Below are 22,229 nucleotides of genomic sequence, written 5' to 3' on the forward strand. Positions count from 1 at the left end.
TCGCTTCTCCGGAAAGGCGGGGCACGTTCAACCGGCCACGAAAGGGAAGGCTAGGGCAATTATGCCTACCAGCGTCATCACTGCGCACACCATAATCGCCGGAAGCAACGTGAAGCGCTGATGGTCGGCCAGGTCGATCCCCGCCAGGCTGACCAGCAGATAGGTCGAGGGAACCAGTGGGCTGAGCAGATGCACGGGTTGGCCCATAAGCGACGCGCGGGCGATCGCCATCGGCGACACGCCGTAATGAGCACCCGCCTCCGCCAGGATCGGCAGCATCCCGAAGTAGAAGGCGTCGTTGGAGATGAAAAATGTGAACGGCAGGCTGAGCAGCGCGGTGATCGGCGCCATGTACGGCCCGAGAACCGGCGGGATCATGCCAACGACCTCTTTGCTCATTGCCTCAACCATCCCGGTGCCACCGAGGATGCCGGTGAAGATGCCCGCGGCGAAGATCAGGGAGACAACTGAAAGGACGTTGCCGGCATGCGCGGCGATCCTCTCCTTCTGTTCGGCAACGCCGGGATAGTTAACAATCATCGCAATCGCGAAGGCGATCATCATCAGCACCGACAGTGGTAGCAGGCCCCACACCAGAAGAGTCAGCAGTGTGACAACCAGCAGACCGTTGAACCATATCAGCCTTGGTCGGCGCGCCTCGGGATATTGAGAGACAGCCATGTCGGTGATCTCCGCCTCATCCCGGGCCTGCACCGCACCGATGCGGACGCGCTCCTTGCGGCCGAACCACACCGCCAAGGCGAGCAGGCTGGCTAGTCCGGCGACCATGCCGGGGATCAGCGGCAGGAACAGCGTGGCAGGATCGAGCTTTAGCGCGCTGGCGGCGCGCGCGGTTGGCCCACCCCAGGGTGTCAGGTTCATGATGCCGCTGGTCGCCATCAACAGGCAGCACAGGTACAGCCGGTTCATGCCGTAGCGCTTATAAAGGGGCAGCAGCGCGGCGATCGTGATGATGTACGTCGTCGATCCGTCTCCATCTAGACTGACGAGCGCGCACAGCACTACAGTGCCGAGCAGGATACGGGTAGGATCGCCGTGCACCAGGCGGATCAGCTTGCCTACGAGCGGATCGAACAGGCCGGTATCGGTCATGACCGAGAAGAACAGGATCGCGAACAGCAGCATCACGCCGGTCGGCGCGAGGTTCTTGATCCCGTCGATCATCATATCGCCAAGGCCTGCGGCCTGACCGGCGACGACGCCGAATATCGTCGGGATAACGATCAGCGCAACTAGCGGGGTCATCCGCTTGGTCATGATGAGCGTCATGAAGGTGGCCACCATCAGGAAGCCGAGCAGCGCCAGATTCATGGGCGTATATCCTTGATGGTAAGGGTCAGAAGGTGACGGCAACGCGGGCACTGACGGTCTCGCCGTCGTCCCTGCCCGTAATCGCCCCAGTGCGGTTGTCAGTGTTCCAGTGGATGCCGTTCACCTGCACCCGCGTGAAGCTGTTGAGATACCAGTTGACACCAAGCGTTCCCGCCCAGCCCTCGCCGCCGGTAACGAGGTCTGTGTAGTCTATGCTCTCGTAGCGCACCGTCAGTTCGATTGCGCCGGAACCACCCTCGAATGTCGGTTTAAGCACCTTCGGCTGGCCGAAACTGCCAAGACGCGGATTGTACGGCGGCAAGTCTCCGGTAAGGAAGAATCCGCTGGATACGCTCCACGCCTTGCTGGTGAAGTCGGGGCGTCCGGCGTCAAGTCGCGCATCGCGGCGGCCGGCTTCGACCATCAGCCACGCCGGACCACGATAGCCGCCAAGCTCGACGCCGTAGCCCGTGGTACCAGTCCCGCCGATCAGCGGACCGGTCGAAACGCGGAGTCCGCCATTGAAGCGTCCGCCGATCACCGTGTTGCGGGTCAGCGTCGTCGCGGCCGGCGACAAGCTTTCATCGAAAGCCCACAGACCCACGTGCAACACGCTGTCGTCGGTCTTGATCGGGTTCCAATGCGCGCGCCCGAGAACGGTGCGTCCGTCGCTGACGGTCTGCGTACCATCGACGCGGTCGCCGGTGACTGTCAGCGAGGCGTGGCCGGTCTTCCAGAACAGGCGCGGCATGATACCGATGCCGTAGAAACCGCGCTGCGGGATGATTGCAGTGGCGACCGTGGTGCGTTCGAGGAAGGGCGTCGAATCCGACCCTGTCGATCCTTCGAATCCGCGATCATTGAACAGATGGCCGGCGCGCACGTCGTAATCGATCCCCGGTCTGATCCGGTCGCGCCAGCCCATGAAGGCGGTAACGACATCAACCTCGTTCTCGGAAAAATCTGCCTCGAACTGGTAGAAGAAGTGCGGGCCGACGCCACCTTCGAGCCCTAGGCGCAGTGCGCGCATGCCAGTGGTGGTGAGATTACGCGCATCGGACCTCGATCCGAAGGTGCTGCTGACGTCGGCAAGGATGCGGCCACGCGGCTTGAACGTGTAGATTCCGTCCGCGGAATGGAAGACGGGCAGGCCCGATCCCCATTCGGTTGTAACACCTGAGGGGTTGTCGCGCGCAGCAATGGCCTGCGCCACGTTGCGGTCAGCGGGACCGGGGGGCGCGAGTTGTGGCGCGAAAGGGGTTGTGGTGCGCGGAGTGGTGTTGGCCTGCGCGACTTGGATCGGCGGGGTGGTACTGGAGGCTGTGGCCGCAGACGCGGGCGCGGCTTGGACGAGCGCCTGTTGTCCGCTTTCGATCCTGTCGAGCCGGGCCTTCAACGCTGCTATTTCAGCCGCTTGCGCCCGGACGAGATCGGCAAGCTCGGACCGGCTCGGAGTCTGAGCCAGGGCGGGGGTGGCGGTGGTAAGCGCGAGCAACGCGCATCCGGTACGCAAGATCATGGCTGGGGAGCTCCGGCAAGGATCGCCTGCCAGTCGCGCAGGAAGCGCTGGCGGGTGATGCGGTCAAGGTGGACGAGCAGTTGAGGCCCGACGCGGATGGGACGAGATTGTGGTATTGGCAGGCGGCGAGCGGCAACGTCGAGGCGCACCGGCCAAAGGCTTCGCGCGGCGAGCAGGACTTGCCCCCGCCGGGACAGCAGAAAATCGAGGAACAGCTTAGCGCTAGCGGGCGCGCGGGCATCGCGAGCGATGAACGCGATGCGCGACGTCACAATAGTATAGTCGGTCGGAAGCACGACGCCGAGACGGCGATCGCGCTTTGCCTGTTCCAGTGCATACGATCCGATGACGTTATAGGCGATCGCCTGCTTCCCCGTGGCGACGGCGGCAAGCATCGGTTCGGTTCTCGCCTGCAATACAGGCTTGGTCGCGGCGATGGCGCGCAGTAGTGCGCGCGTATCGCGGGTGATCGCAAGGTCTTCTGCCAGATAGAGATAACCGACATTGGAGCGAGCGGGATCGAAGGTTGTGACCTTACCGGTGAACGCGGCGCGACGCACCCGCAGCATTCTCTCCAGCGCGACATGGCTGCGCGGCATGGACGCATCTGGGATCAGGCGCCGATTGTAGACGATGCCGATTGGCTCGGCGGTGACGCCGTAGCCCATGTTCTTCCACACCGCCTGCGAAGGCAGTGCGGGCTTTTCCGGGCTTGCGTAGCTTTGCGCATAGCCGTCGTTGATCAGCTTGACCTGCAACGCCATTGCCGACGACCAGACGAGATCCGCGGACGGACGTTTGGCGCGCGTTTCGGATACCAGCCGGCGATAGATATCGAGCGAGCCGAGATCGGCATAGCGCACCGCGATGCCGGGATAGGTGCGGCGGAACGCCGCGACGACACCGACCAGTTCCGCGCGGTCTGCATTGCCGTAGATCGTCAGGCCGCCCTCGGTGCGCGCTGCAGCGATCAGTGTGTCGTACGACCGCGGATATCCCGCCGGCCGCATCTGCGCATGCGCTGGCAGCGCTGCCACCTGCGCGGCTGCCATCAGAAATAGGACAGACCTCATCCCGGCTCCTCTCGCTTTTCCGCTTCTATGATCGGATAAGCTGCGCCTGTGAGATACACTTCGATCCTGTCAGCAACCTTTCACCGGATCCGTCTATGCGTATCCTGATGGTGGAGGACGATGCCGCACTGGCGCGCAGTATCGCAGCGCTGCTGCGCGCGGGCGGTCATGCGGTGGATCACACGGCGAGTGGCGAGGAGACGCTCGCGTTAGTATCGGGCGAACCCTACGCTCTTCTAATACTCGACGTTGGTCTGCCGGACATCGACGGCTTCACCGTGCTGGAACGATTGCGGCGGCGCGGGGAAAAGGTGCCGGTGCTGATGCTGACCGCGCGCGACGCGCTCGACGACCGGGTGCGCGGGCTGGATCTTGGTGCCGATGATTATCTGCGCAAGCCGTTCGAACCCAGCGAACTGGAGGCGCGAGTGCGTGCACTAGGCCGCCGGCGGGGCGGCGATCCAGCGGCGGTTGTGACGATAGGCGCACTGGTTCTCAACCGCTCGTCTGGACAGGCGGAGATTGCCGGCCGGATACTTGACCTGCGGCGCCGTGAATATGCGGTGCTCGACACGCTTGCGACGCGGGCAGGACAGGTGGTGGCGCGTGAACTGCTACTGGCGGAGGTATTCGGTTACGACGAGCCGGTCGGACCGAATGCGATCGAGGTCAACGTCACACGCCTGCGCGGCAAGCTAGCGCCGGACGGCCCGCAGATCCGCACCATCCGCGGGGTCGGCTACCTTCTTGACCCAGAATGACGCAGCCCCGTTCGATCGCCTTGCGCACGCGACTGCTGGTTGCGATGCTCGGGCCGCTACTGGCAGTGGCGATACTGCTGGGAATAGCTGGTGCGGCGCTGATCGCCGATGTCGTTCGTCGCACCAACGATCGCGTGCTTGGAGGCGCCTTGGGTGCGATTGCTGAGACGGTACAGGTTGAGCGCGGCGAGGTGACGCTCGACCTGCCGCCCGCGGCCTTTGGTATGCTGGAGAAAAACGAGCGGGACAACGTCTACTACCGCATTGCGGTGGGGTCTGACCTTCTCACGGGCTACCAAGATTTGCCTGCGCCGGTGCCAAATGAATTGGCGGTTGACCAGCCGCGCTTCCGTTTTGCGGTGTATCGTGGGCAGCAGATCCGCATCGCAGAGGTGCGTCGTTCCCTGCCGGCAATCGATCGTCCTGTCGTCGTGCAAGTCGCCGAAACGCTTGACGGACGCGGGGCCCTCGTCCGTCGTCTAATGACAGCATTGCTGGTCGGAGAGCTGGCTCTTGTAGGAATAGCCATCGTGCTGCTCCGTCCCGCTTTAGGTTGGAGCCTCCGCCCGCTCGCAAAATTGCGAGGCGCAGTCGAGGCTCGTCGAGGCCCCGCCGCACCTGACCTGTCGCCCATCGATGCGGGACCGCTTCCGTTCGAACTTCGCCCGCTTGCCGATGCGTTCGACCGTCTCCTTGCTCAGCTTGATACCGCCACCGCAGGCACCCGTCGTTTTACCGCCGACGCGTCACATCAGATGCGTACGCCACTGTCGGTGTTAAAAGTACAGATCGAGCTCGCGCGCCGTGGATCGCATGAGGCGTTAGACGAAATCGCTACGGCCGTGGCTCGGCTGGAAAGGCTTTTGGTGCAGCTGCTCGCCCTCGCCCGTGCGGAAGAAGCAGGTGTTTCTCCGCCACTGGAACGCGTCGATCTACGGGAGGTGGCAGTCCGGGTTATCAGCCGTCGCATCGGGGAGGCGATCGCTGCAGGCGTCGAACTGCAGCTCGATGCACCGGACACAGCGGTGTCGGTAACAGGGCATCGTACGTTGCTGGTCGAGATACTGAGCAACCTCATCGACAACGGGATTCGATATAATCGGCGCGGTGGCGCGGTGACGGTCGCGATGGGACACCAAGACGGCGCGACGATATTATCGGTGCGCGACGACGGCCCTGGTATCGCCGTGGGCGATCGGGAGCGGGTATTCGACCGTTTTGTCCGGCTCCGGCCCGCGGACGGTATAGACGGAAGCGGGCTGGGCTTCGCGGTCGTCCGCTCGGCGGCGGTACGCATGGGCGCGACGGTGTCGCTGGACGACGCCTCGCCTGGGTTGGTGGTACGGCTTCGATTCCGAACGGAAGAGGGTGCACTATCAACCCAATTGCGCCAAATGGTAGGACCGGCAAGGTAAGGCAAATTGAATGCCTGCCAGCAACTGAACCAGAACTCTCCTCAGTACCATAGAGGTTCGATTTCGCCGGCATGATCACGCGTTCCCCGGCAGGGACGTCGCATGATGAGACCATGCGAGGTTCTTGCCAGTAACACTGGAATCTATATGAACCTTTCTTGAGCCAAATGGTAGGAGATTGGGAGATGTTCCTTTGGTTCGATCTTGGGATCGCCAGCGTCCTTTCGAGCGCCGACTCCAACGTACATTCCTTGCAGAGCTTACGCGCGCGAACACCCATTCAAGCCGTCGGGGCGCCCATTTTGCCAATCGAGGCTAGCCTCCTCACCTGACCGAGCGGCTGGTTTCAAATGCGGCCTCGACTGTGCTGAATGACCGACTTTGGGTCTTCCTGCCTCAAGTGCTACCTACTGGTTTCGGCTTTCGCGGCTTAGGTGTAGGCAGCTCGGCCGCCGTGAGGCGCAGCAGCTCGCTAAGCCATTCGGCATCGTCCCAACGATCGGCCGCGATGAGCATCTGCGGTTTGGCACCTGGATAAGGCGGCGAGTCCGACACCGGTTCGGCATGGGCACGGCCCGACACCGTCGGCTTGACGAAGAGCTGATCGTCGCACACCGAGCCGATCATCTTACCGTCGACGTAGACGCCGTATTCGCCGAACATCGGCTTGGCTGCGACCACGCCAGCGCGCGTCGCCTGTCCAAGTAGGAAATCGATTGTTCGTTGCTGCGTCGCCATACAGCGAACCTAACAGACAAGCCTCGCCGCGGGCAACGGACCGAACATGGTCTGCATCGTTGACCGCGCTGAGCGAGGGGCCGGCTTTCCTGAAAGGTCGAAGTGCCGCTGAACAGCCGATCGTGGGCCTCGTAGGACGAAGTGTCAGCTCTAGGCGGTAGGATATTCAGAAGCCTCGCTGGAAGGCGAACGTAAATCGATACGATGGTGGCGTGCTGCCCAGGGGACGGACATCTTGGGCTGGCGTGGCCTTGGTCAGCGTCAGACTACCGTCCGCTAGAACCTTTATCTGCCGAGCTTGCCCAATATGTCATTCAGGACATTACCGCCTCCGCTGCCGCCGCCAAGTAATCCCCCCAGTATCCCGCCCGGCCCGCCGCTGCCTGCGCTGGCGCCGCCTCCAAGCACGCTTCCCAAGATACCCTCGAGTCCACCCCCGGTCTCGTTGTTGCCCCCCGATTGCTTGGCAAGGTAGCCCGCGACGAGCATCGCCAGCAGCGGCAACATCTTCTTCAACAAGTCGGGCGAAAGACCGGTCTTTCCCGCGGCGTCGGACGCGACTGCACGGCTGGTCTCCTTCGTACCAAAGATCTGGCCCAACACATCGTTACCTGGGCTTGGATCGGTTGGTGCCGGGTTGGTAACCTGGTTCAACAAATCTCCGCCGCCAAGCCCGGCAAGGATGCCGGCCAAACCACCAAAACCGCTCGGATGCACTCCGGCCTGGTTCTGCATTCCGCTCAACACTGCGGGAAGTAAGGCGGCCATGCCAGACTGAGCCGTGCTATCGTCGACGTTCAGTTCTCGCGCGACCGCGCTGATGCCGCCATCGGCTTGCAATGCCTTTAGGATGTCCATGTTCTTCTCCCGGTTTGACGGTCAACGCTTCGGGTCGACTTGTTGTGCCGCTTTGTCCGAGGCCCGGCGAATGTCCTCGCTACGCTAGGCCGACGAGCGAGGTGGGTCTATCGAACACCGATACTCATCGACGAAACCCGCTATCAAGCAAAAGAGCGTCCGAGTTTCCTCGAACGCCCTCTTTCAACAAGCCGCTTGGGAGCAACCTTTTATGTATCTAGGCCCCGAGTTCCTTAAATACCATTAGAGAGGTTGGTATCCGCGTCATTGGTGCGCATGTCGTCGGCTTGATTCTGCCCGGTTGCCCTAACGGCTTCCGCGGTGTTCTCCAGGGTGGCTTCGGCTGCCGCATTGCTGGTGTCATCGGCCGCGTCTTCCAGGTTATCGGCGACGGCCTCCGTGTTCGACTCGATGTTATCCGCAGCCTGTTCACGCGGGCTGGAGTTGCACGCGGCCAGAGACATTAGACCCGTGGCGACGGCGAATACGAAGATCTTCTTCATTATGAACCCCTTGTTATGGAAATGTACGGATACACCAACTGTTGTCGAGTTCAACGCGCACTGATTTCAGAGCCGCACGAACTCGAACCCGGTATCCGAAAACCCGCTTCGTCTTGATCGTGACCGTCGAGCCGACAGCCGCGAAAAAGCCCCGAGCCGATCTCATCGACGTGGCGCCGTCTCGGTAAGGCACGCCAACATCGATCGCGCGAAGACCGGCCTTCCTGAAACACGGATGTCGAATCTGAACAAAGTGCGCACCGCAGGTATTGTTCATCGTATGTATAAAACGGGCCGCAAGGAGACCCGACATCCCTCACGCCAGCAATATCGTCTTATGCGCAGGCCCGGATAGCCCGCACGCCTTCGATATCATTCCCCTCCTGCCGAGGAACGGCGCGCTCGATGCGCGTTGCCCGGTCTGCCGCGGCCACGGGCAGTGGAATATGGAAATCGATCTTGTAAGCTTCCGTTGCAAACGGGCGATCTGCGATCAGTGTCATGGAGCGGGATGGATCGAGACCGGGAATGATTCCGTCGGCCACCCGGATATCGTCATGACGGCCGACGGCCATCCGCAGTGGATCGTTGCGTTCGACGCACCGTCGACCGGTTGAAAAGATAGCCTGACAAAGAGAGCTCTGCATTTCGTGTCGGCGGGGTCAATGTGCTTCGCGGCCTCCGCGTTTTCGCCCGAGAGGCCTAAGTTCGCCGAAGTTGTTGCCTCGAGGACTGCGGGGAGACTTCCGTGGGCCTTCGAGAGCGCTATATTTATCAGGTAGACGATGGGAGCTGATGTATCTCCTGTCCTATTGTGGTTGATACCGAGTTTAAGATTATCTTGCCGCTGTCGCCTCGATCTCGACCAGAAAGGCCGGGCCGGCTAGCGCGGCAACCTGTATCGTCGATCGGGCGACCGTGCCCGGGTTTTCCGTGGTTCCGAAAAACTGCTTGAAGCCGTCGTTCATGCCCGCGAAATCCATTTTCCCACCGAGTTTCGGATCGCCGGCGACGAACACGGTCAGCTTGATGATGTCGCTCATCGCATATCCGTGCTGTTTCAAAATCGCCTTGATCTTGTTCAACACGCTGATCGTCTGGATCTTTGTGTCGCCAAAGTCGGCCGCCGTCAGCTGCGCCGGGGGGATTTTGCTGGCCGGATCGATCGGTGCGGCGAGTTGGCCGCTGAGGTACAGGGTCGTCGCACCGGGCTTTACCGTCACCGACTGCAGGATCAGCCCGGCCGGCGTGTTGGCATGCTTCTCGACGGTCTGGGCCGTGGCGGGTGTGGTTAGCAATGCAGTGGCGAGGATCGCCGCGTGTAGATTACGGTTCACGTGTATTCTCCAGTTGAAATATCGGGTCGCGGCAAGGAACCTATCATAGTCGTCGTTCAGGCTGCACGGCTGACGAGCCCCGGTGTGACCAGCGCCTGCGCGGTAACGCGCCGGGCAAGCGCCAGCACCTGCGCACGCGCGGAATGGATACCGCCTTCCTGCCATCCGGGAGTCTGGCTGAGCGCCGCCCCTGCAAAATAGACCCGGCCCTCGGGCGCCTGAAGGAAGCGGAAGGCGCTGGTATCGATATGCCCCTCCTGATGGCCATTGGCGCTGCCCGCATTCCAGTCGGGCCAGGGTCCAAGGCTGTACGGGATCTTGTTCCAGTTGATCGCGATACCGTTGACCAGATCGGCACCGTGGCCCGGATGGAGCTTGTCGACCACGCCGCGCGTGAAGGCGATCTGTTCGGCGATCGGCCGTTTCTGGAATTCCTCCGCGTTCGATCCTGCGGAATAGCAGCCGAGCAGCATCCCCCGTTCGCTGTGCAGCCCGGCGGATGGATACCAGACGAGCGTCGTCGGTCCGCCGACGAACGATATGCCGCCGTAGATCTGCTCCTTCTCCCAGAAGCGCGCGCTTTCGAACGCGACCTTGTTCGAATAGTCATAGACCACGCTTGCGATCGTCTTCTTGAGCGTGGGTGAAAAATTGGTGTCGATGCGCGCGAGTACCGGGAATGGGATCGTGCAGATCAGATAATCCGCCGCGACCGTCTCGAACGCGCCGCTCGCCTTGTCGCGATAGATTACTTCGACATCGCCGGAGCGCTGGCGGATCCGCGTCACCTCCGCACCGCGCAGGGCGGGACGCCGCAGCGCATTGTCCATCGCGGCGTGGATACGGTCCATCCCGCCGACCGGCTCGAACATCGTCGCCTGCATGTACAGATTGTCTTCGAACAGCGTCATCGGCAGCCGCTGGTTGGCGAGCAGTTGGTCCAGCGGCATCGCGGTCGACCGGGAAGCGAAAGTGACCCCCGCCCCCGGCGCGGTACCGAAGCCGGAGCGTTCGGTGCCGATGAAGCGGCCATCCTCCCCCAAATCGCCATACGCCTTCAGAAAAGGCATCAGTTTCTCGCGATCGGCGGCCGTCAATTCGGTATCGAGCGATCCTTTCCCGATCGCTTTCGCCAGCAGCTCCGCGATCCGGCCGCGCATGTCGTTGATCGCGGTGCGCATCCGGATCTTCGACCCGTCATCGGCCATGACATAGGCCGAGCGGCTGGAATTCACCTCGACCTCCAGTGGCACGCCGAACTTCTTGGCATAGCCAAGCAGCCCCTGATGAAAACTCGGGATGCGCGCGGGACCGGCGTTGAAATAGATGCCGTCCGAGAAGCTCGCGGTCTGGGTCTCCGCGCCGTTCATCTCGATCTTGTCGCCGTCGCGCACCGTCCAGGCGCGCCCGCCGACGCGGGTCCGCGCCTCCAGCAGCGTTACCAGGAAACCGGCCTGTTCCAGTTCATAGGCGGAAGTGAGCCCCGCAATCCCCGCACCCAGCACGACGACATGCCGCCCCTTGCCCAGCGTCGGAGTCAGCGCACTCATATCCTGTGCCTGCGCGGTGCCGATAAGGCCGAGCGAGTGCATCGCCCCCAACGTCGCGCCCAGCCCGCCCGCCAGACCGATCCGACTCAAAACCGTCCTGCGTGTCACCATGACGTGATCTCCATTCCTGTGATCGTGGAGCCGCGACGCAGTCCGCGCCGCGGCGGCAGCATCAAATGTCGACGGACAAAGTCGCCTGGAACGTGCGCGGGCTGAGCGGGCGGAAGAAGCCATCCCCGGTCAGCGCCGGCGAAATGAACGACAGCACGTCCTTGTCGAACAGATTGTCGACATTGACGCGAATGCGGGCGTTGCGCACCGGTCCGATCGAGAAGCCGTCGCCGATGTCGGCATAGGCCGAAACGACGGTGAAGCCCGGCAGCGAGGATCCCGGCGTATTTTCGAACGTCGATTGGCGGCGGCTGGTATATTTACCCGTGACATTGGCCACCAGCCACGGCGCCGGTTCGATTGTGACACCACCCGAGACCACCCATTTCGCGCTGTCCGGGAGATATTTGCCCGCGATCAGATAAGTTCGTGCTGCCGCGACGATGTCGTCCTGGAACTGCGCGTGATTGTAGGTGATGTTGCCGTTGAAATAGGCGGCGCCGTGCAGGAACGCCGGTTTGTAGTTCGCCAGCAATTCCGCGCCATAAGCCTCGACGCCGCCGACATTCTGGAAGAACGTCTCGGTCACGTTGGTGGTGCCGGGCAGGATTGACGCGATCGACTGGATGCGGTTGTCGAACTTCGTGTAATACCCGGTCAGCGACGCGAAGAATTCGGGACGCGTCGTGCGCAAGCCGATCTCGACATTCTTGGACCGTTCCGGCGCGGGCGCGCCGACCACCGCCGGGGAGTTGGTAAAGGCGACCGAAAAGATGTCATCCATGCCTTTTGGAAGCGCCAGATTCTCGGCATAGGATGCGAACAGCTGCGTACGTAGGTCGTTGAAACGGTACAGGATGCCGGCGGTCGGCAGGAAATAGTCCTTGAACTGCGCACGATTATATTGTGGTCCCCATCCGGCCACGTTCACGCCGTTCACCGTCCGCGCATAATCGGCGAAGTCGCGATATCCGCGCTGCTGATAATCGAGGTTGAGCGCCTTGACGCCCAAGTCGAGACTGAAGGCGGGGGTCAGGTCGATCCGGTCGCGAACGAACATCTGCAGGGTCGCGCGCTTCGACCGGTAATCGCGGCGGCCATAGACCAGTTCGTCGTAATTCGGGGCGCTGGCCGGCGATCCGTCGATCGTGTTCTGGCGACGCTGATAGCGCCGATACCGATCGTCCTCCGCCCAGATGCCGACATCGATCGAATGGATGCCGACGTTCGCATGCAGGCTTTGCAGTATGCCCTGTCTGTAGCCGCCAAGGCTCGACACGCCGAACTGGGTGCCGCGTGGGGCGGTGAGCGCCAGCCCCGACACCAGCTGCTGTCGATTGTAGAAGGTCAGCGTATTGGCATAGCTGTCGGGCGAACTGCCCCAGCCGTCCTTGTCCTCATAATAGATCGTGGTCTCGGCATAGATGCCGTCGGCGATCCCGGCGTGGAACGTGCCGGCGAACAGCTTGTCCTTCCTGACGTTGATCGCCTGACCATAATAATAGGTGTAATTGGCATTCGAAAACGGCACGCCGGCCACCGTCGGCGCATAGCTCGGCAGCGGATCACCATAATAGCCGCGGTACCGCCCTACGTTGCCGGCAAGGTCGGGCGCCGTGCTATTATATTCGGCACGCGATAGCGTTGGGGAATCATAGTCGAAGAAGTCGTTCGACACGAACTTGAACCGCGCCCAGCTGCTGTCCGTGATATCGACATGCGCCATCGCTTCCCAATGTTCGCGGTCGACCGATCCCGCACCGCGCCACAGGTCGGTGTTGAGCTTGGTGCGGCTGACAAAGGCTTTCAGCGGACCGATCTTTCCGGTGCTGACGCGGATGAAGGTACGCTTCATGCCGAAATCGCCGAAGCTCTGCGATGCGAACACGCCCAGATCGTTCTGCGGCGCGATCGAGCGGTACGAGACCACCGGCCCCAGCGAGGAATAGGTCGGCATCGTCACGCCACCCGCGCCCGGCGACGCCTCCACCACGCCCAGATTCTCGTTATCGACGTAACGGAATACCGGGCTGCCGCCGAAGGCGTCGCTGCGGCCCATCGGCACGCCGTCGACGACGAAGCCGATCTGGTCGAGATTGAAGGCGCGCGCCTGCACGCTGTTTCCGAATTCGTAAAGGCCGAGCGCTCCGTCGGTCTGGACGTTGAAGCCCGGCAGCGACTCCAGCATCTTCAAGCCGGAAATGCCGGAAGGCGCTGACAACAGGGCTTCGCGCGTCACCGCGACCGTGCTGGTGATGCGGTCCTCGCCTACCGCTTCGCTAGCCTGGCTGATGCGGCGGCCACTGATGACGATTTCCTGTGTTTCGTCGGCGGGCACCTCACTTTGCTGCGTGCCGGCGTCGGCATTTTCGGCGGAGGTCGCCTGCGCCGCGGCGCCCTGCGTGGTCAGCAGCAGCGCACCGGTGGCAAGGACGAGGCCGAGCGCCGTCGCGTTGAAGGATGAAAAACGGAAACGAGACACGCGCAATCTCCTGATCTGGTCGGCGCACCGACGGGATGTCGCCATCCAGATCATCCCCCCGGGACTTCGCAGGCGGCCGGTTATCGCGGTCCACCCTATTACGCGCACACTGCCACGCTCACTCCCGCTCAAGGCGGAGTCGGACGATCCTCCCTTTCCCGTTTGGCCCGCGCGACGATCATGAGGTGGCCGGAATGGTTGGACGTACACCGGGATCCGCGGCCGCTTGCGCCGCGTCGAGCACGCGCAACGCGTTGCCGCCCCACACCTTGGCGACGTCCGCCGCACTGAACCCGCGCGCGAGCAACGCCGCGGTGATCTTCGGAAAGGCGGTGATGTCGTCGAATCCCTCGACCCCTCCCCCGCCATCGAAATCCCCGCTGATCCCGACATGATCGATGCCCGCCACCCCGATCGCGTGGATCAGGTGTTTCATCACGTCGTCGAAGGTCGCGCGGGGTACCGGCCAGCGCGCATCTATCGCTTTGCGCTGCGCCAGGAACGCGGTGCGATCCGCTTCGGTCATCGTGGCGCGCGGCGGCAGCTTCGCCATCAGCGCCGCCATTGCGGCCTCACGCTCCGGGATCTTGGGCTGCGCGATCATATAGCCGTCGAAGGCGTTGATCTGCACCACGCCGCCCTTTGCAGCCAGCGCGCGCAGATCCGCATCGGTCACGTTGCGCGGATGATCGAAGATCGCGCGCACGCCCGAATGCGACAGGATGATCGGCGCCTTGGATAACGCGATCGTCTGGCGCAGCACGTCGTCGGACGCGTGGCTGCAATCGATCAGGATTCCCACGCGGTTCGCCTCCGCCACGAACATCCTTCCCCTGGGGCTGAGGCCGTTCCATTCCGGCGCGTCGGTCGCGCTGTCGGCAAGGTCGTCATTCTTGAAGTGGACCGGGCTCATCATCGTGACGCCCAGCCGTTGGAAGCTGCGCATCAGCGAAAGGTCCGCCTCGAACGGATAGCCATTCTCCATGCTCATGAAAACGAACCGCTTCTTCGCGGCGATTGCGGCACGGGCTTCGGCCGACGTGGTCACCAGCCGGAAGACGTCCGGGTGTCGCGCCACCATCTCACGGATCTGCACCGCACGCGTCATCGCGGCGTCGCGCGCGTCACGATCCCCCTGCGGCGTCCGCGGTCCTTGCGCCGTGAAGATCGCGAAGAACCCGCCGTCGATTCCTCCCTCCACCATGCGCGGATAATCCACCTGGTCGCCGCTGTCCGCGCGGCTGTGCCGGTCCATGATGCTCCAGCCGGGGCGGCCGAGATTGGCGGGCGTGTCGAAATGCGTGTCGAGTACGATCGCCGCCTCATGCACCTGCCGCGCGTCCGGCGCAGAGGCGGCGAGCGTGAGTAGGGCCAGCGGCGCAAGCAAGCCGGTGCGCATGGGAACGCCAGGCGCTTTCCGACGTGACCTTCGAACTTGGATCGGTTCCGTCATTCCCCCTCCGTGTTAGTTGCTACTTGGTAAGACGGTTCCGACGACACAATCTGCCAATCGGCGTGTCACTTTTATTTCATGATGGCTGGACACCATCATGAAAGGCTGGTCGTATTGGCCAGCGGTCAGTCAATAGGAGAGGGATACCTTCGCAAATTCGGGGGGTTCCGATGGATTCAAACGATGGCAATGGCTCGGTTCGGGCCAGGCTCGAATGGTACAAGCGAGTAATCCTGCCTTACGAGGGTTCCTTGAGGTCGCGATTGCGACGGGTGCTTCCAGATGGTGCTGATGTCGACGACGTCGTGGCGGAGGCCATGACACGCGCCTACGCGACCGCCGATATCGCGCAAGTCCGGTCCGGCCGCGCCTATCTTTACCAGATCGCTCGCAACCTCGCGATCGATTCCGCCCGACGCAACAAGATCGTATCGTTCGAGGTAATCGCGGATATCGATTTGATCCGCATCGACAATAGTACACAGGCCAGTTTAGAGGCGCGCGACGAATTGCGGCACCTGCAGGCGATGCTAGACACGCTGCCTCCGAAATGCCGGCGTGCTTTCGTTTTGCGAAGGGTTTACGATAGGCCGACGAGCGAGATAGCAAAGGAAATGGGTCTATCCGTTTCCACGGTAGACAAGCATTTGGCACATGCAGCCGTGAAGATCATGCATGCGATCGGCGAGTACCAGGGTTCGGGTTTTGGATGGTCTCTGAATAAGCGCGACAGTGCGACGGGCGATCGACGCGGAAGCAGCGCGATTGTTCCTACCGGCGCCTGCCAGTGATGGCGAAGACGAACGGATTGCGGCCTATTGTTGAATTAAGCAGGACCCAGCTCATGGCTATGCTCTCGCTAGAGGGAGCGCAGGCTCGTTTTTCTGCTGACAAGCGCTGTAAAGTGAGCTCGGGATAGCTAGAAAGAAACTATAGACCGGTTGAGACCATGGCAGTCTCGATTTTGACGGTTCTAGATAGCCCTGCGGCGCAGCTTACCTTTCGCTGATCGCGCCATTGGCAGGCGACGGCGAGTAGCATTCGGCACATCAACAGCTCCGTACTTAGTACCGGGAGTCGCTATGGGCGCGCGTCGACGCCCTCCCAACGGCACGGCGTACCGGGAATAAAGGTATTTTCGCGAGACCCGCTCGCTCGCAAAAAATAGCCCGCCGCCCAGGCAGGCTAATGATCGAGTTTGCCGAAATCGATCGCCTCGCGTCCCAGGCGCGCTAGCCTTGGAAAGCTGGCGGCGCGTTCTCTCGCATGCGCAGAGGCGGCCGTACCGCGGATCACGCGTCCTTTGATGCCGTGGAAAATGGCAGCGAGGCGGAAGAAATTGAACGCGACGTAGAATTCGTAATCCGGAATGCCGTCTCGCCCGGTCCTTGCGCAATAGGCCGCGATATAGTGTGCCTCGGTCGGGATATGAAGCGTGGCGGGATCGGCATTTCCCAGGCCGGCGACGATATCGGGCGGCATGCGGTACATCATCGCGTGATAGGCGAAATCGGCCAGCGGATGGCCGAGTGTCGATAGCTCCCAGTCCAATACCGCAAGAATCTGCGGCTTATCGGGCGCGAAGATCATATTGTCGCAGCGAAAATCACCATGGACGATCGAGGTCTCTTCTTCCGCCGGCACGTGATCGGATAGCCAGTCGAGCAATGCGTCCATGTCGGCGTCCCGGCCCGCGTCCGCATCGTCTAGATATTGCCGCGACCAGCGCGCGATCTGGCGGGCGAAATAATTTCCTGGGCGGCCGTAATCGCCAAGTCCGACCGCGTTCGGATCGACCAGATGCAACGCGGCGATCGTCGCATTCATCGCGTCGAAATAGGCTCCGCGCTCGGCATCGGGCACGTCGGCAAACGTCGCGTCCCAGAAGATGCGACCCTGGACCATTTCCATGACGAAGAACGGCGTGCCGATCACGGTGTCGTCCGCACAAATCCCGTAGATCGTCGCGACCGGCACGTCGGTATCCGCCAGTGCGGACACGATGCGTGCCTCGCGCAGGACGTCATGTGCACCCTTCACCAACGCACCCGGCGGCTTGCGGCGCAGCACATAGGCACGCGTCGGCGTGACCAGTCGATAAGTCGGGTTGGATTGCCCGCCCTTGAACTGCTCGACCGAGAGCGGCCCGGCATAACCCACGACGTTCGCCGCCATCCAGGCGTCCAGCGCAGCCTCGTCGAAGCGATGCGCCGCACGGACCGCAGTGGTGCCGGCATTCGCGGCCTGGCCGAGTGCATCCTCCATGCTCAGTGCGCCTGCCGGTCGCGTTTGATCTTCTTGGCGAGGCTCCATTTGTGCACCTCGGTCGGGCCGTCATAGATACGGAAGGCGCGGATCTCGCGGAATACCTGTTCGACGATCGTGTCGCCGGTCACACCGGTACCGCCCATGACCTGTACGCACTTGTCGGCGACGCGCATCAGCGCTTCCGACACCGCGACTTTCGCCATCGAGCTTTCGGCACCCCCGGCCGCGCCGCTGTCGAGCACATCGGCGCACCAGTCGATCATCAGTTCGGCCTGTTTCAGATCGATCAGATTTTCGGCGAGCATGAAACCAACGCCCTCATGGTCGATAAGCGGTTTGCCGAAAGCGTGCCGGCGGCAGGCATAGTCGGTGGCGATCTCGTTCGCCCGGATGCATGCACCGAGCCAGCGCATGCAGTGCGACAGACGCGCCGGCGCCAGGCGGATCTGGGCGTACTTGAAACCGTCGCCGCTATGCCCGAGCATCTGGTCCGCCGGGATGCGAAGATTGTCGATGTTCACCACCGCGTGCCCGCCGGGCATCGACGAATCGATCGTGTCGAGCACGCGCTCGATGGTGATCGCGGGATCAGGCAGATCGACCAGGAAGAGGCACGCGCCGTCGTCGGATTTCGCCATGACGATACCGACCTTTGCTCCTTCGGCGCCGGTGATGAATGCTTTGCGGCCGTTCACTACCCAGTGATTCCCGTCCATCACCGCGGAGGTTTTCATCATCGAGGGGTCCGACCCGGCTCCGCCTTCCGCGGCCGGTTCGGTCATGAAGAACGCCGATCGCGCGTCGCCAGACACGAGGGGATCGAGGAAGCGCTTTTTTGCTCGGCGCTTCCGACCTTACCGAGCAGGAACATGTTGCCTTCGTCCGGCGCGGCGGTGTTGACGGCGATCGGACCGAGCGGCGACAGGCCGGACTGCCGCAGGACGTACGCCGTCTCGCGCTGATCGAGATGACCGCCATCGGGTAGGATATGCGGCGTCAGCACCCCGGCCGATCGCGCCAGTGCCCGTAATTCCGCGACCAGGTCATCGGATGGGCCATGCGAACCGCAACGGGGATCGCGCTCATAGGGGGCGACGACGGAACGCACGAATGCTTCTACGCGATCGCCTATCTCTATCGCCCGCTCGCTGGGGCCGGTGCCACCCGTGTTCGTCATCATCGCTCTCCTGTAATGTCGATACCTAGCGCAACATGCTGAGAGCGGCTTTGTCCAGCTAGCGCATCGATTTCGACATTTCTTGCGCCCGTGTTGCGGTCACGCCGGCACGGGTGTTTGCCTCGTCGGCAAAACGACGGAGAGAATTGCATGCACCCCGCCATCCACGCCGTCCGGCAGCCGACCAAGCCAGCGATCGTCATGGCAGCGACCGGTACGACGATGACGTTCGCCGAGCTGGAAGCGGCATCGAACGCTGCGGCATGGCACTTGCGGGCGCTGGGGATGCGGCGCGGGGACGTTATCGCGACGGTGTTCGACAATGCTGCGGAAGTCTTCGTAACGGGGTGGGCGACACAGCGTAGCGGGCTGTATCAGACGTCGATCTCGAACAAGCTGGGTGCGGCCGACATCGCCTATATCCTGCGCGATTCGGGCGCGCGGTTACTGATCGTGTCGGCGGCGTTCGCCGATCTCGCCCACGTCGCGTTGGCCGAATTGCCCGACCTGCCGGGATTCCGCTGGACCGGCGCGGACGATCGACTGGCGGACTGGTCGCAGGCGATGCAGGCGCAGCCCAAGACGCGCATCGCGGACGAGAGCCCCGGCACCGACCTGCTCTATTCATCCGGCACCACCGGGCGGCCCAAGGGCGTCATGCCCGTGCTACCAGACGGCGCGCTCGAGGCGGCGACACCGCTGACCCGCATGGGGACGGCGCTGTATGGCATGGGGCCGGACAGCATGTATCTGTCTACCTCGCCGCTCTATCACGCGGCGCCGTTGCGCTGGGCGATGGCGGTACAGCAGCTGGGTGGCACGGTGGTGGTGATGGAGCGCTTCGATGCCGAGGAGACGCTGCGCCTCATCGAACGCCACCGCATCACGCACGCCACGTTCGTGCCGACGCATTTCGTGCGGATGCTGAAACTGCCGCAGGAGGTGCGCCGGCGCTATGACGTATCATCGCTGCGTGCCGTCATCCACGCCGCCGCGCCGTGCCCGATCCCGGTCAAACACGCGATGATCGATTGGTTCGGGCCGATCGTGCACGAATATTACTCGGGCACGGAAAGCTGCGGCATCACTGCGCTATCGTCGTCCGAATGGCTGCTGAAGCCAGGATCGGTGGGCAAGGCTGTGCTGGGGGTCGTGCATATCGTCGATGATGAAGGACGGGAATTGCCCGCTGGTGAAACCGGTCATGTATATTTCGGCGACGGGCCGGCATTCCGGTATCTCAATGATCCGGCCAGGACCGCGCAGGCGCACGACCGTCGTGGCTGGGCCACGCTCGGCGATATCGGCCGATTGGACCCGGACGGCTATCTCTTCCTCACCGATCGCAAAAGCTTCATGATCATTTCGGGCGGGGTGAACATTTATCCGCAGGAGATAGAGAATGTGCTGATCGCGCATCCGGCGGTCGCCGACGTGGCCGTTATCGGCCTGCCGGACGAGGACATGGGCGAGATCGTCGTCGCGGTGGTGCAGCCGGCGGAGTCCGTCATCGCGCCAGATCTCGCCGCGACGCTGACGGCGTTCGTGCGCGCGCAACTGGGCGGGGTGAAGACGCCGCGGCGCATCGACTTCGCAAGCGCATTGCCGCGCGAGCCGACCGGCAAATTGATGAAGCGCACGTTGCGCGACGCGTATCTCGCTACGGGATCAGCACGACCTTGACGCAATCGCCGCGCCCCTGCGCGGCGATCGCCTCGTTGATGTCCGCCAGCGGGAAGGTCCGGACGAGCCGATCGAACGGGAACCGGCCGGCGGCGTGATGCGCGATCAGCTCGGGGATGAACATCTGCGGGTCGCTGTCGCCTTCCATGATGCCGATGACGCGCTGGCCGAACGTGATCATCCCGGCGAGGTTTATCGACAGCGCATCGTCCGCGCGCGGCGGCACGCCGACCAGCCCGAGCATCCCGCGCGGGGCGAGTGCCGCGAGCGCCGCGTCGATCGCATCGATCCGGCCACTCGTATCGAGCGCGAAATCGGTCCCGTCGGGCATGATCGCGCGGATCGCCTGCGCCACATCCCCGGCTGCGGGATCGATGCTGTGCGTTGCGCCAAGTTCCTCGCCGAGCGCACGCCGTGCCGCGACGGGTTCGACCAGTACGATCGTCGCGCAACCCTGGATCTTCGCCCCCATCACCGCGGCAAGCCCGACCGGTCCACCGCCGACGATCACGATCGACGATCCTGCCGGGCATGCCATCGATCGCATGACGCCGCCGGCGCCGGTCTGGAATCCGCAGCCGAGCGGCCCGAGCAGTTCGAGCGGCGCATCGTCATCGACGACCTTCACGACATTGCCCGCGCGAACGATCGCGTGACCCGCGAATGACGATTGCCCGAAAAAGTGCGACGATATCTTTTCGTCACCGGCAGCGAAGGCGGTCGATCCATCGTCCAGTCGCGTCCCGGCATAATTGAGCGGGGGAAATTCCCGGCAATAGCTCGGCAGCCCTTCGTTGCAGCGGGCACAATGCCCGCAACTCGAGAAACCGAGCACGACGCGGTCGCCGACCTCCAGTCCCTCGACATCGTCGCCGATCGCCTCGATTATCCCCGACCCCTCATGCCCGAGCACTGCCGGAAGCGGGTACGGCGCGAACTGATCGCGAAAGATCAGGTCGGTATGGCACAGTCCGACGCCGACGATCCTGACCATCACTTCGTCGACACGCGGAGCTTCCAACTCAAGCGTCTCGATGGTGAACTCGCCGCGTGGGGTACGCGCGACAGCGGCGATCGTCTGCATCTCTGGCTCCGGTTACTGCAGGGTGGCGGCGCGCCAGCCGCTCGGGGTCTGGCCACTGAACTGGCGAAAGGCGCGGGTGAAATGGCTCTGGCTGGTAAAACCGATGCTGTCGGCGATCGCTGCGATCGAAAGTTCGGATTCGCCCAGCATCTCACGAGCGCGCTCCAGTCGCGCTTTCATGACATACTGATGCGGGGATATGCCCGTCGCCTTCTTGAACACGCGGCAGAAATGCGACGGCGTGAGTCCTGCATCTGCCGCCATCGACTCGAGGCGGTGATCCGCCTCGGGATGCGCCAGGACCGCATTCATGATGTTGTGGATGCGGTGCGCAGAGAAATCCGCGGTCGGGAAAGGGGCGTGACTTGCCAGCGCCGGCCCGCGCAGCGTGTGGGCTTTCAACGCATCCAGCAGCACGTTGATATACGCGGTCCGGTCGATCCCCTCGGGCGCATAGAGTTCGCTCAGGATCTGCCGGGTCAATGCGATGCCAAGCGGATCGGCAAAGGCGAAGCGCGTGTGCCGGAAGCGATCGATCGCATCGCCACAGGTCAGCGATGCGAGCGGCACGCTGACGGTGACCACGTCCAACTCACCGTCGATCCGCCAGCCGGTCGGCTGTCCCGCTGGTACGATCGTGGCGCAACCGGGGATCGAGCGCGAACTGCTCCATTCCTCGGCCTGCCACAATCGGGTGTCGGGCTTGCCGCCGACATGGACGACGAACACCGGGTCGACCAAGGCGGGCAATTCATAGCTGCCGATGAACTGCCGCCAGCGTGCGAATTGCCAGTCGCCGATATTCGCCGATCGATCGGGCCCACGCCCGAGCGTTTCGGAAATGATCGTCTCGTTGGTCGACGCACGTTCGGTCATCACGCTCTC

Annotated in this window: 18 protein-coding genes and 1 pseudogene; 4 read left to right on the forward strand and 15 right to left on the reverse strand. The window is 62.8% G+C overall.

Annotated features, from left to right (window positions below):
• Positions 1-27 precede the first annotated feature (27 nt).
• The 3 genes from H5J25_RS00565 to H5J25_RS00575 are packed head-to-tail and all read right to left on the reverse strand — an operon-like array spanning position 28 to position 3,924.
• The gene (locus H5J25_RS00565) at positions 28-1,332 is read right to left on the reverse strand and encodes a CitMHS family transporter (protein WP_202093784.1); all 1,305 of its coding nucleotides are present in this window, start codon (positions 1,330-1,332) and stop codon (positions 28-30) included.
• 25 nt (positions 1,333-1,357) lie between these two features.
• Positions 1,358-2,851 carry an OprO/OprP family phosphate-selective porin gene (locus H5J25_RS00570; protein WP_202093786.1) on the reverse strand — a complete coding sequence of 498 codons (1,494 nt, stop codon included), beginning with the start codon at positions 2,849-2,851 and terminating at the stop codon, positions 1,358-1,360.
• Complete coding sequence (locus tag H5J25_RS00575) at positions 2,848-3,924, reverse strand: ABC transporter substrate-binding protein (RefSeq protein WP_202093788.1); 1,077 nt, start codon at positions 3,922-3,924, stop codon at positions 2,848-2,850. The genes H5J25_RS00570 and H5J25_RS00575 overlap by 4 nt, the downstream gene beginning before the upstream one ends.
• A gap of 95 nt (positions 3,925-4,019) precedes the next feature.
• Here H5J25_RS00575 and H5J25_RS00580 point away from each other — a divergent pair, with 95 nt between their 5' ends.
• Both H5J25_RS00580 and H5J25_RS00585 read left to right on the forward strand, forming a co-directional pair.
• A complete protein-coding gene (locus tag H5J25_RS00580) occupies positions 4,020-4,685 on the forward strand; it encodes a response regulator (protein ID WP_202093790.1) in 666 nt (221 codons plus the stop codon).
• Positions 4,682-6,100: a sensor histidine kinase gene (locus H5J25_RS00585; protein ID WP_202093792.1), complete on the forward strand. Its 1,419-nt coding sequence runs from the start codon at positions 4,682-4,684 to the stop codon at positions 6,098-6,100. Before H5J25_RS00580 ends, H5J25_RS00585 begins: the two co-directional genes overlap by 4 nt.
• Positions 6,101-6,496: 396 nt before the next feature.
• Here the strand turns inward: H5J25_RS00585 and H5J25_RS00590 are convergent, their stop codons facing one another.
• From H5J25_RS00590 to H5J25_RS00625, 8 genes are all read right to left on the reverse strand, one after another.
• The gene (locus tag H5J25_RS00590; protein ID WP_202093794.1) at positions 6,497-6,838 is read right to left on the reverse strand and encodes a TfoX/Sxy family protein; all 342 of its coding nucleotides are present in this window, start codon (positions 6,836-6,838) and stop codon (positions 6,497-6,499) included.
• Positions 6,839-7,123: 285 nt separating this feature from the next.
• Positions 7,124-7,696 (reverse strand): DUF937 domain-containing protein, encoded by a 573-nt coding sequence (locus tag H5J25_RS00595; protein WP_202093796.1) that lies wholly within the window; start codon positions 7,694-7,696, stop codon positions 7,124-7,126.
• 233 nt (positions 7,697-7,929) lie between these two features.
• Positions 7,930-8,199, reverse strand: coding sequence for a hypothetical protein (locus H5J25_RS00600; protein WP_202093798.1), 270 nt, complete (start codon positions 8,197-8,199; stop codon positions 7,930-7,932).
• Between the two features lie 335 nt (positions 8,200-8,534).
• Positions 8,535-8,774, reverse strand: coding sequence for a hypothetical protein (locus tag H5J25_RS00605; RefSeq protein WP_202093800.1), 240 nt, complete (start codon positions 8,772-8,774; stop codon positions 8,535-8,537).
• 261 nt (positions 8,775-9,035) lie between these two features.
• Entirely contained in the window at positions 9,036-9,536 is a 501-nt protein-coding gene (locus H5J25_RS00610) for a RidA family protein (RefSeq protein ID WP_225883254.1), read from the reverse strand.
• Positions 9,537-9,592: 56 nt separating this feature from the next.
• Positions 9,593-11,197 (reverse strand): flavin monoamine oxidase family protein, encoded by a 1,605-nt coding sequence (locus tag H5J25_RS00615; RefSeq protein ID WP_202093804.1) that lies wholly within the window; start codon positions 11,195-11,197, stop codon positions 9,593-9,595.
• Between the two features lie 61 nt (positions 11,198-11,258).
• The gene (locus H5J25_RS00620; RefSeq protein ID WP_225883255.1) at positions 11,259-13,679 is read right to left on the reverse strand and encodes a TonB-dependent receptor; all 2,421 of its coding nucleotides are present in this window, start codon (positions 13,677-13,679) and stop codon (positions 11,259-11,261) included.
• A 178-nt stretch (positions 13,680-13,857) separates the two neighbouring features.
• A complete protein-coding gene (locus H5J25_RS00625) occupies positions 13,858-15,078 on the reverse strand; it encodes a dipeptidase (RefSeq protein WP_202093808.1) in 1,221 nt (406 codons plus the stop codon).
• 224 nt (positions 15,079-15,302) lie between these two features.
• Here H5J25_RS00625 and H5J25_RS00630 point away from each other — a divergent pair, with 224 nt between their 5' ends.
• Positions 15,303-15,923 carry an RNA polymerase sigma factor gene (locus tag H5J25_RS00630; RefSeq protein ID WP_202093810.1) on the forward strand — a complete coding sequence of 207 codons (621 nt, stop codon included), beginning with the start codon at positions 15,303-15,305 and terminating at the stop codon, positions 15,921-15,923.
• Positions 15,924-16,317: 394 nt separating this feature from the next.
• Here the strand turns inward: H5J25_RS00630 and H5J25_RS00635 are convergent, their stop codons facing one another.
• Together H5J25_RS00635 and H5J25_RS00640 are read right to left on the reverse strand one after the other, a co-directional pair.
• Positions 16,318-17,397, reverse strand: a complete 1,080-nt coding sequence (locus H5J25_RS00635; protein ID WP_202093811.1) for a phosphotransferase family protein — start codon at positions 17,395-17,397, stop codon at positions 16,318-16,320.
• Positions 17,398-17,399: 2 nt separating this feature from the next.
• Positions 17,400-18,577: pseudogene (locus H5J25_RS00640) on the reverse strand (acyl-CoA dehydrogenase family protein).
• Positions 18,578-18,727: 150 nt separating this feature from the next.
• On the opposite strand from H5J25_RS00640, the gene H5J25_RS00645 reads away from it, so the two are divergent.
• On the forward strand, positions 18,728-20,260 hold the full coding sequence (locus H5J25_RS00645) for an acyl-CoA synthetase (protein ID WP_202093813.1): 1,533 nt from the start codon (positions 18,728-18,730) through the stop codon (positions 20,258-20,260).
• Here the strand turns inward: H5J25_RS00645 and H5J25_RS00650 are convergent.
• Positions 20,238-21,344: an NAD(P)-dependent alcohol dehydrogenase gene (locus H5J25_RS00650; protein WP_202093814.1), complete on the reverse strand. Its 1,107-nt coding sequence runs from the start codon at positions 21,342-21,344 to the stop codon at positions 20,238-20,240. The two genes, H5J25_RS00645 and H5J25_RS00650, sit on opposite strands and share 23 nt — an antisense overlap.
• A 12-nt stretch (positions 21,345-21,356) precedes the next feature.
• Positions 21,357-22,220 (reverse strand): helix-turn-helix domain-containing protein, encoded by an 864-nt coding sequence (locus tag H5J25_RS00655; RefSeq protein WP_202093816.1) that lies wholly within the window; start codon positions 22,218-22,220, stop codon positions 21,357-21,359.
• Between the last annotated feature and the right edge of the window lie 9 nt (positions 22,221-22,229).

The sequence above is a fragment of the Sphingomonas aliaeris genome (assembly GCF_016743815.1).
Taxonomy (GTDB): Bacteria; Pseudomonadota; Alphaproteobacteria; order Sphingomonadales; family Sphingomonadaceae; genus Sphingomonas; species Sphingomonas aliaeris.

What these genes read in the sequence shown, in the direction of transcription:
- H5J25_RS00565 (WP_202093784.1), bottom strand. Translation starts at nt 1,332, where the DNA reads ATGAATCTGGCGCTGCTCGGCTTCCTGATGGTGGCCACCTTCATGACG.
- H5J25_RS00570 (WP_202093786.1), bottom strand. Translation starts at nt 2,851, where the DNA reads ATGATCTTGCGTACCGGATGCGCGTTGCTCGCGCTTACCACCGCCACC.
- H5J25_RS00575 (WP_202093788.1), bottom strand. Translation starts at nt 3,924, where the DNA reads ATGAGGTCTGTCCTATTTCTGATGGCAGCCGCGCAGGTGGCAGCGCTG.
- H5J25_RS00580 (WP_202093790.1), top strand. Translation starts at nt 4,020, where the DNA reads ATGCGTATCCTGATGGTGGAGGACGATGCCGCACTGGCGCGCAGTATC.
- H5J25_RS00585 (WP_202093792.1), top strand. Translation starts at nt 4,682, where the DNA reads ATGACGCAGCCCCGTTCGATCGCCTTGCGCACGCGACTGCTGGTTGCG.
- H5J25_RS00590 (WP_202093794.1), bottom strand. Translation starts at nt 6,838, where the DNA reads ATGGCGACGCAGCAACGAACAATCGATTTCCTACTTGGACAGGCGACG.
- H5J25_RS00595 (WP_202093796.1), bottom strand. Translation starts at nt 7,696, where the DNA reads ATGGACATCCTAAAGGCATTGCAAGCCGATGGCGGCATCAGCGCGGTC.
- H5J25_RS00600 (WP_202093798.1), bottom strand. Translation starts at nt 8,199, where the DNA reads ATGAAGAAGATCTTCGTATTCGCCGTCGCCACGGGTCTAATGTCTCTG.
- H5J25_RS00605 (WP_202093800.1), bottom strand. Translation starts at nt 8,774, where the DNA reads ATGGCCGTCGGCCGTCATGACGATATCCGGGTGGCCGACGGAATCATT.
- H5J25_RS00615 (WP_202093804.1), bottom strand. Translation starts at nt 11,197, where the DNA reads ATGGTGACACGCAGGACGGTTTTGAGTCGGATCGGTCTGGCGGGCGGG.
- H5J25_RS00625 (WP_202093808.1), bottom strand. Translation starts at nt 15,078, where the DNA reads ATGCGCACCGGCTTGCTTGCGCCGCTGGCCCTACTCACGCTCGCCGCC.
- H5J25_RS00630 (WP_202093810.1), top strand. Translation starts at nt 15,303, where the DNA reads ATGGATTCAAACGATGGCAATGGCTCGGTTCGGGCCAGGCTCGAATGG.
- H5J25_RS00635 (WP_202093811.1), bottom strand. Translation starts at nt 17,397, where the DNA reads ATGGAGGATGCACTCGGCCAGGCCGCGAATGCCGGCACCACTGCGGTC.
- H5J25_RS00645 (WP_202093813.1), top strand. Translation starts at nt 18,728, where the DNA reads ATGCACCCCGCCATCCACGCCGTCCGGCAGCCGACCAAGCCAGCGATC.
- H5J25_RS00650 (WP_202093814.1), bottom strand. Translation starts at nt 21,344, where the DNA reads ATGCAGACGATCGCCGCTGTCGCGCGTACCCCACGCGGCGAGTTCACC.
- H5J25_RS00655 (WP_202093816.1), bottom strand. Translation starts at nt 22,220, where the DNA reads ATGACCGAACGTGCGTCGACCAACGAGACGATCATTTCCGAAACGCTC.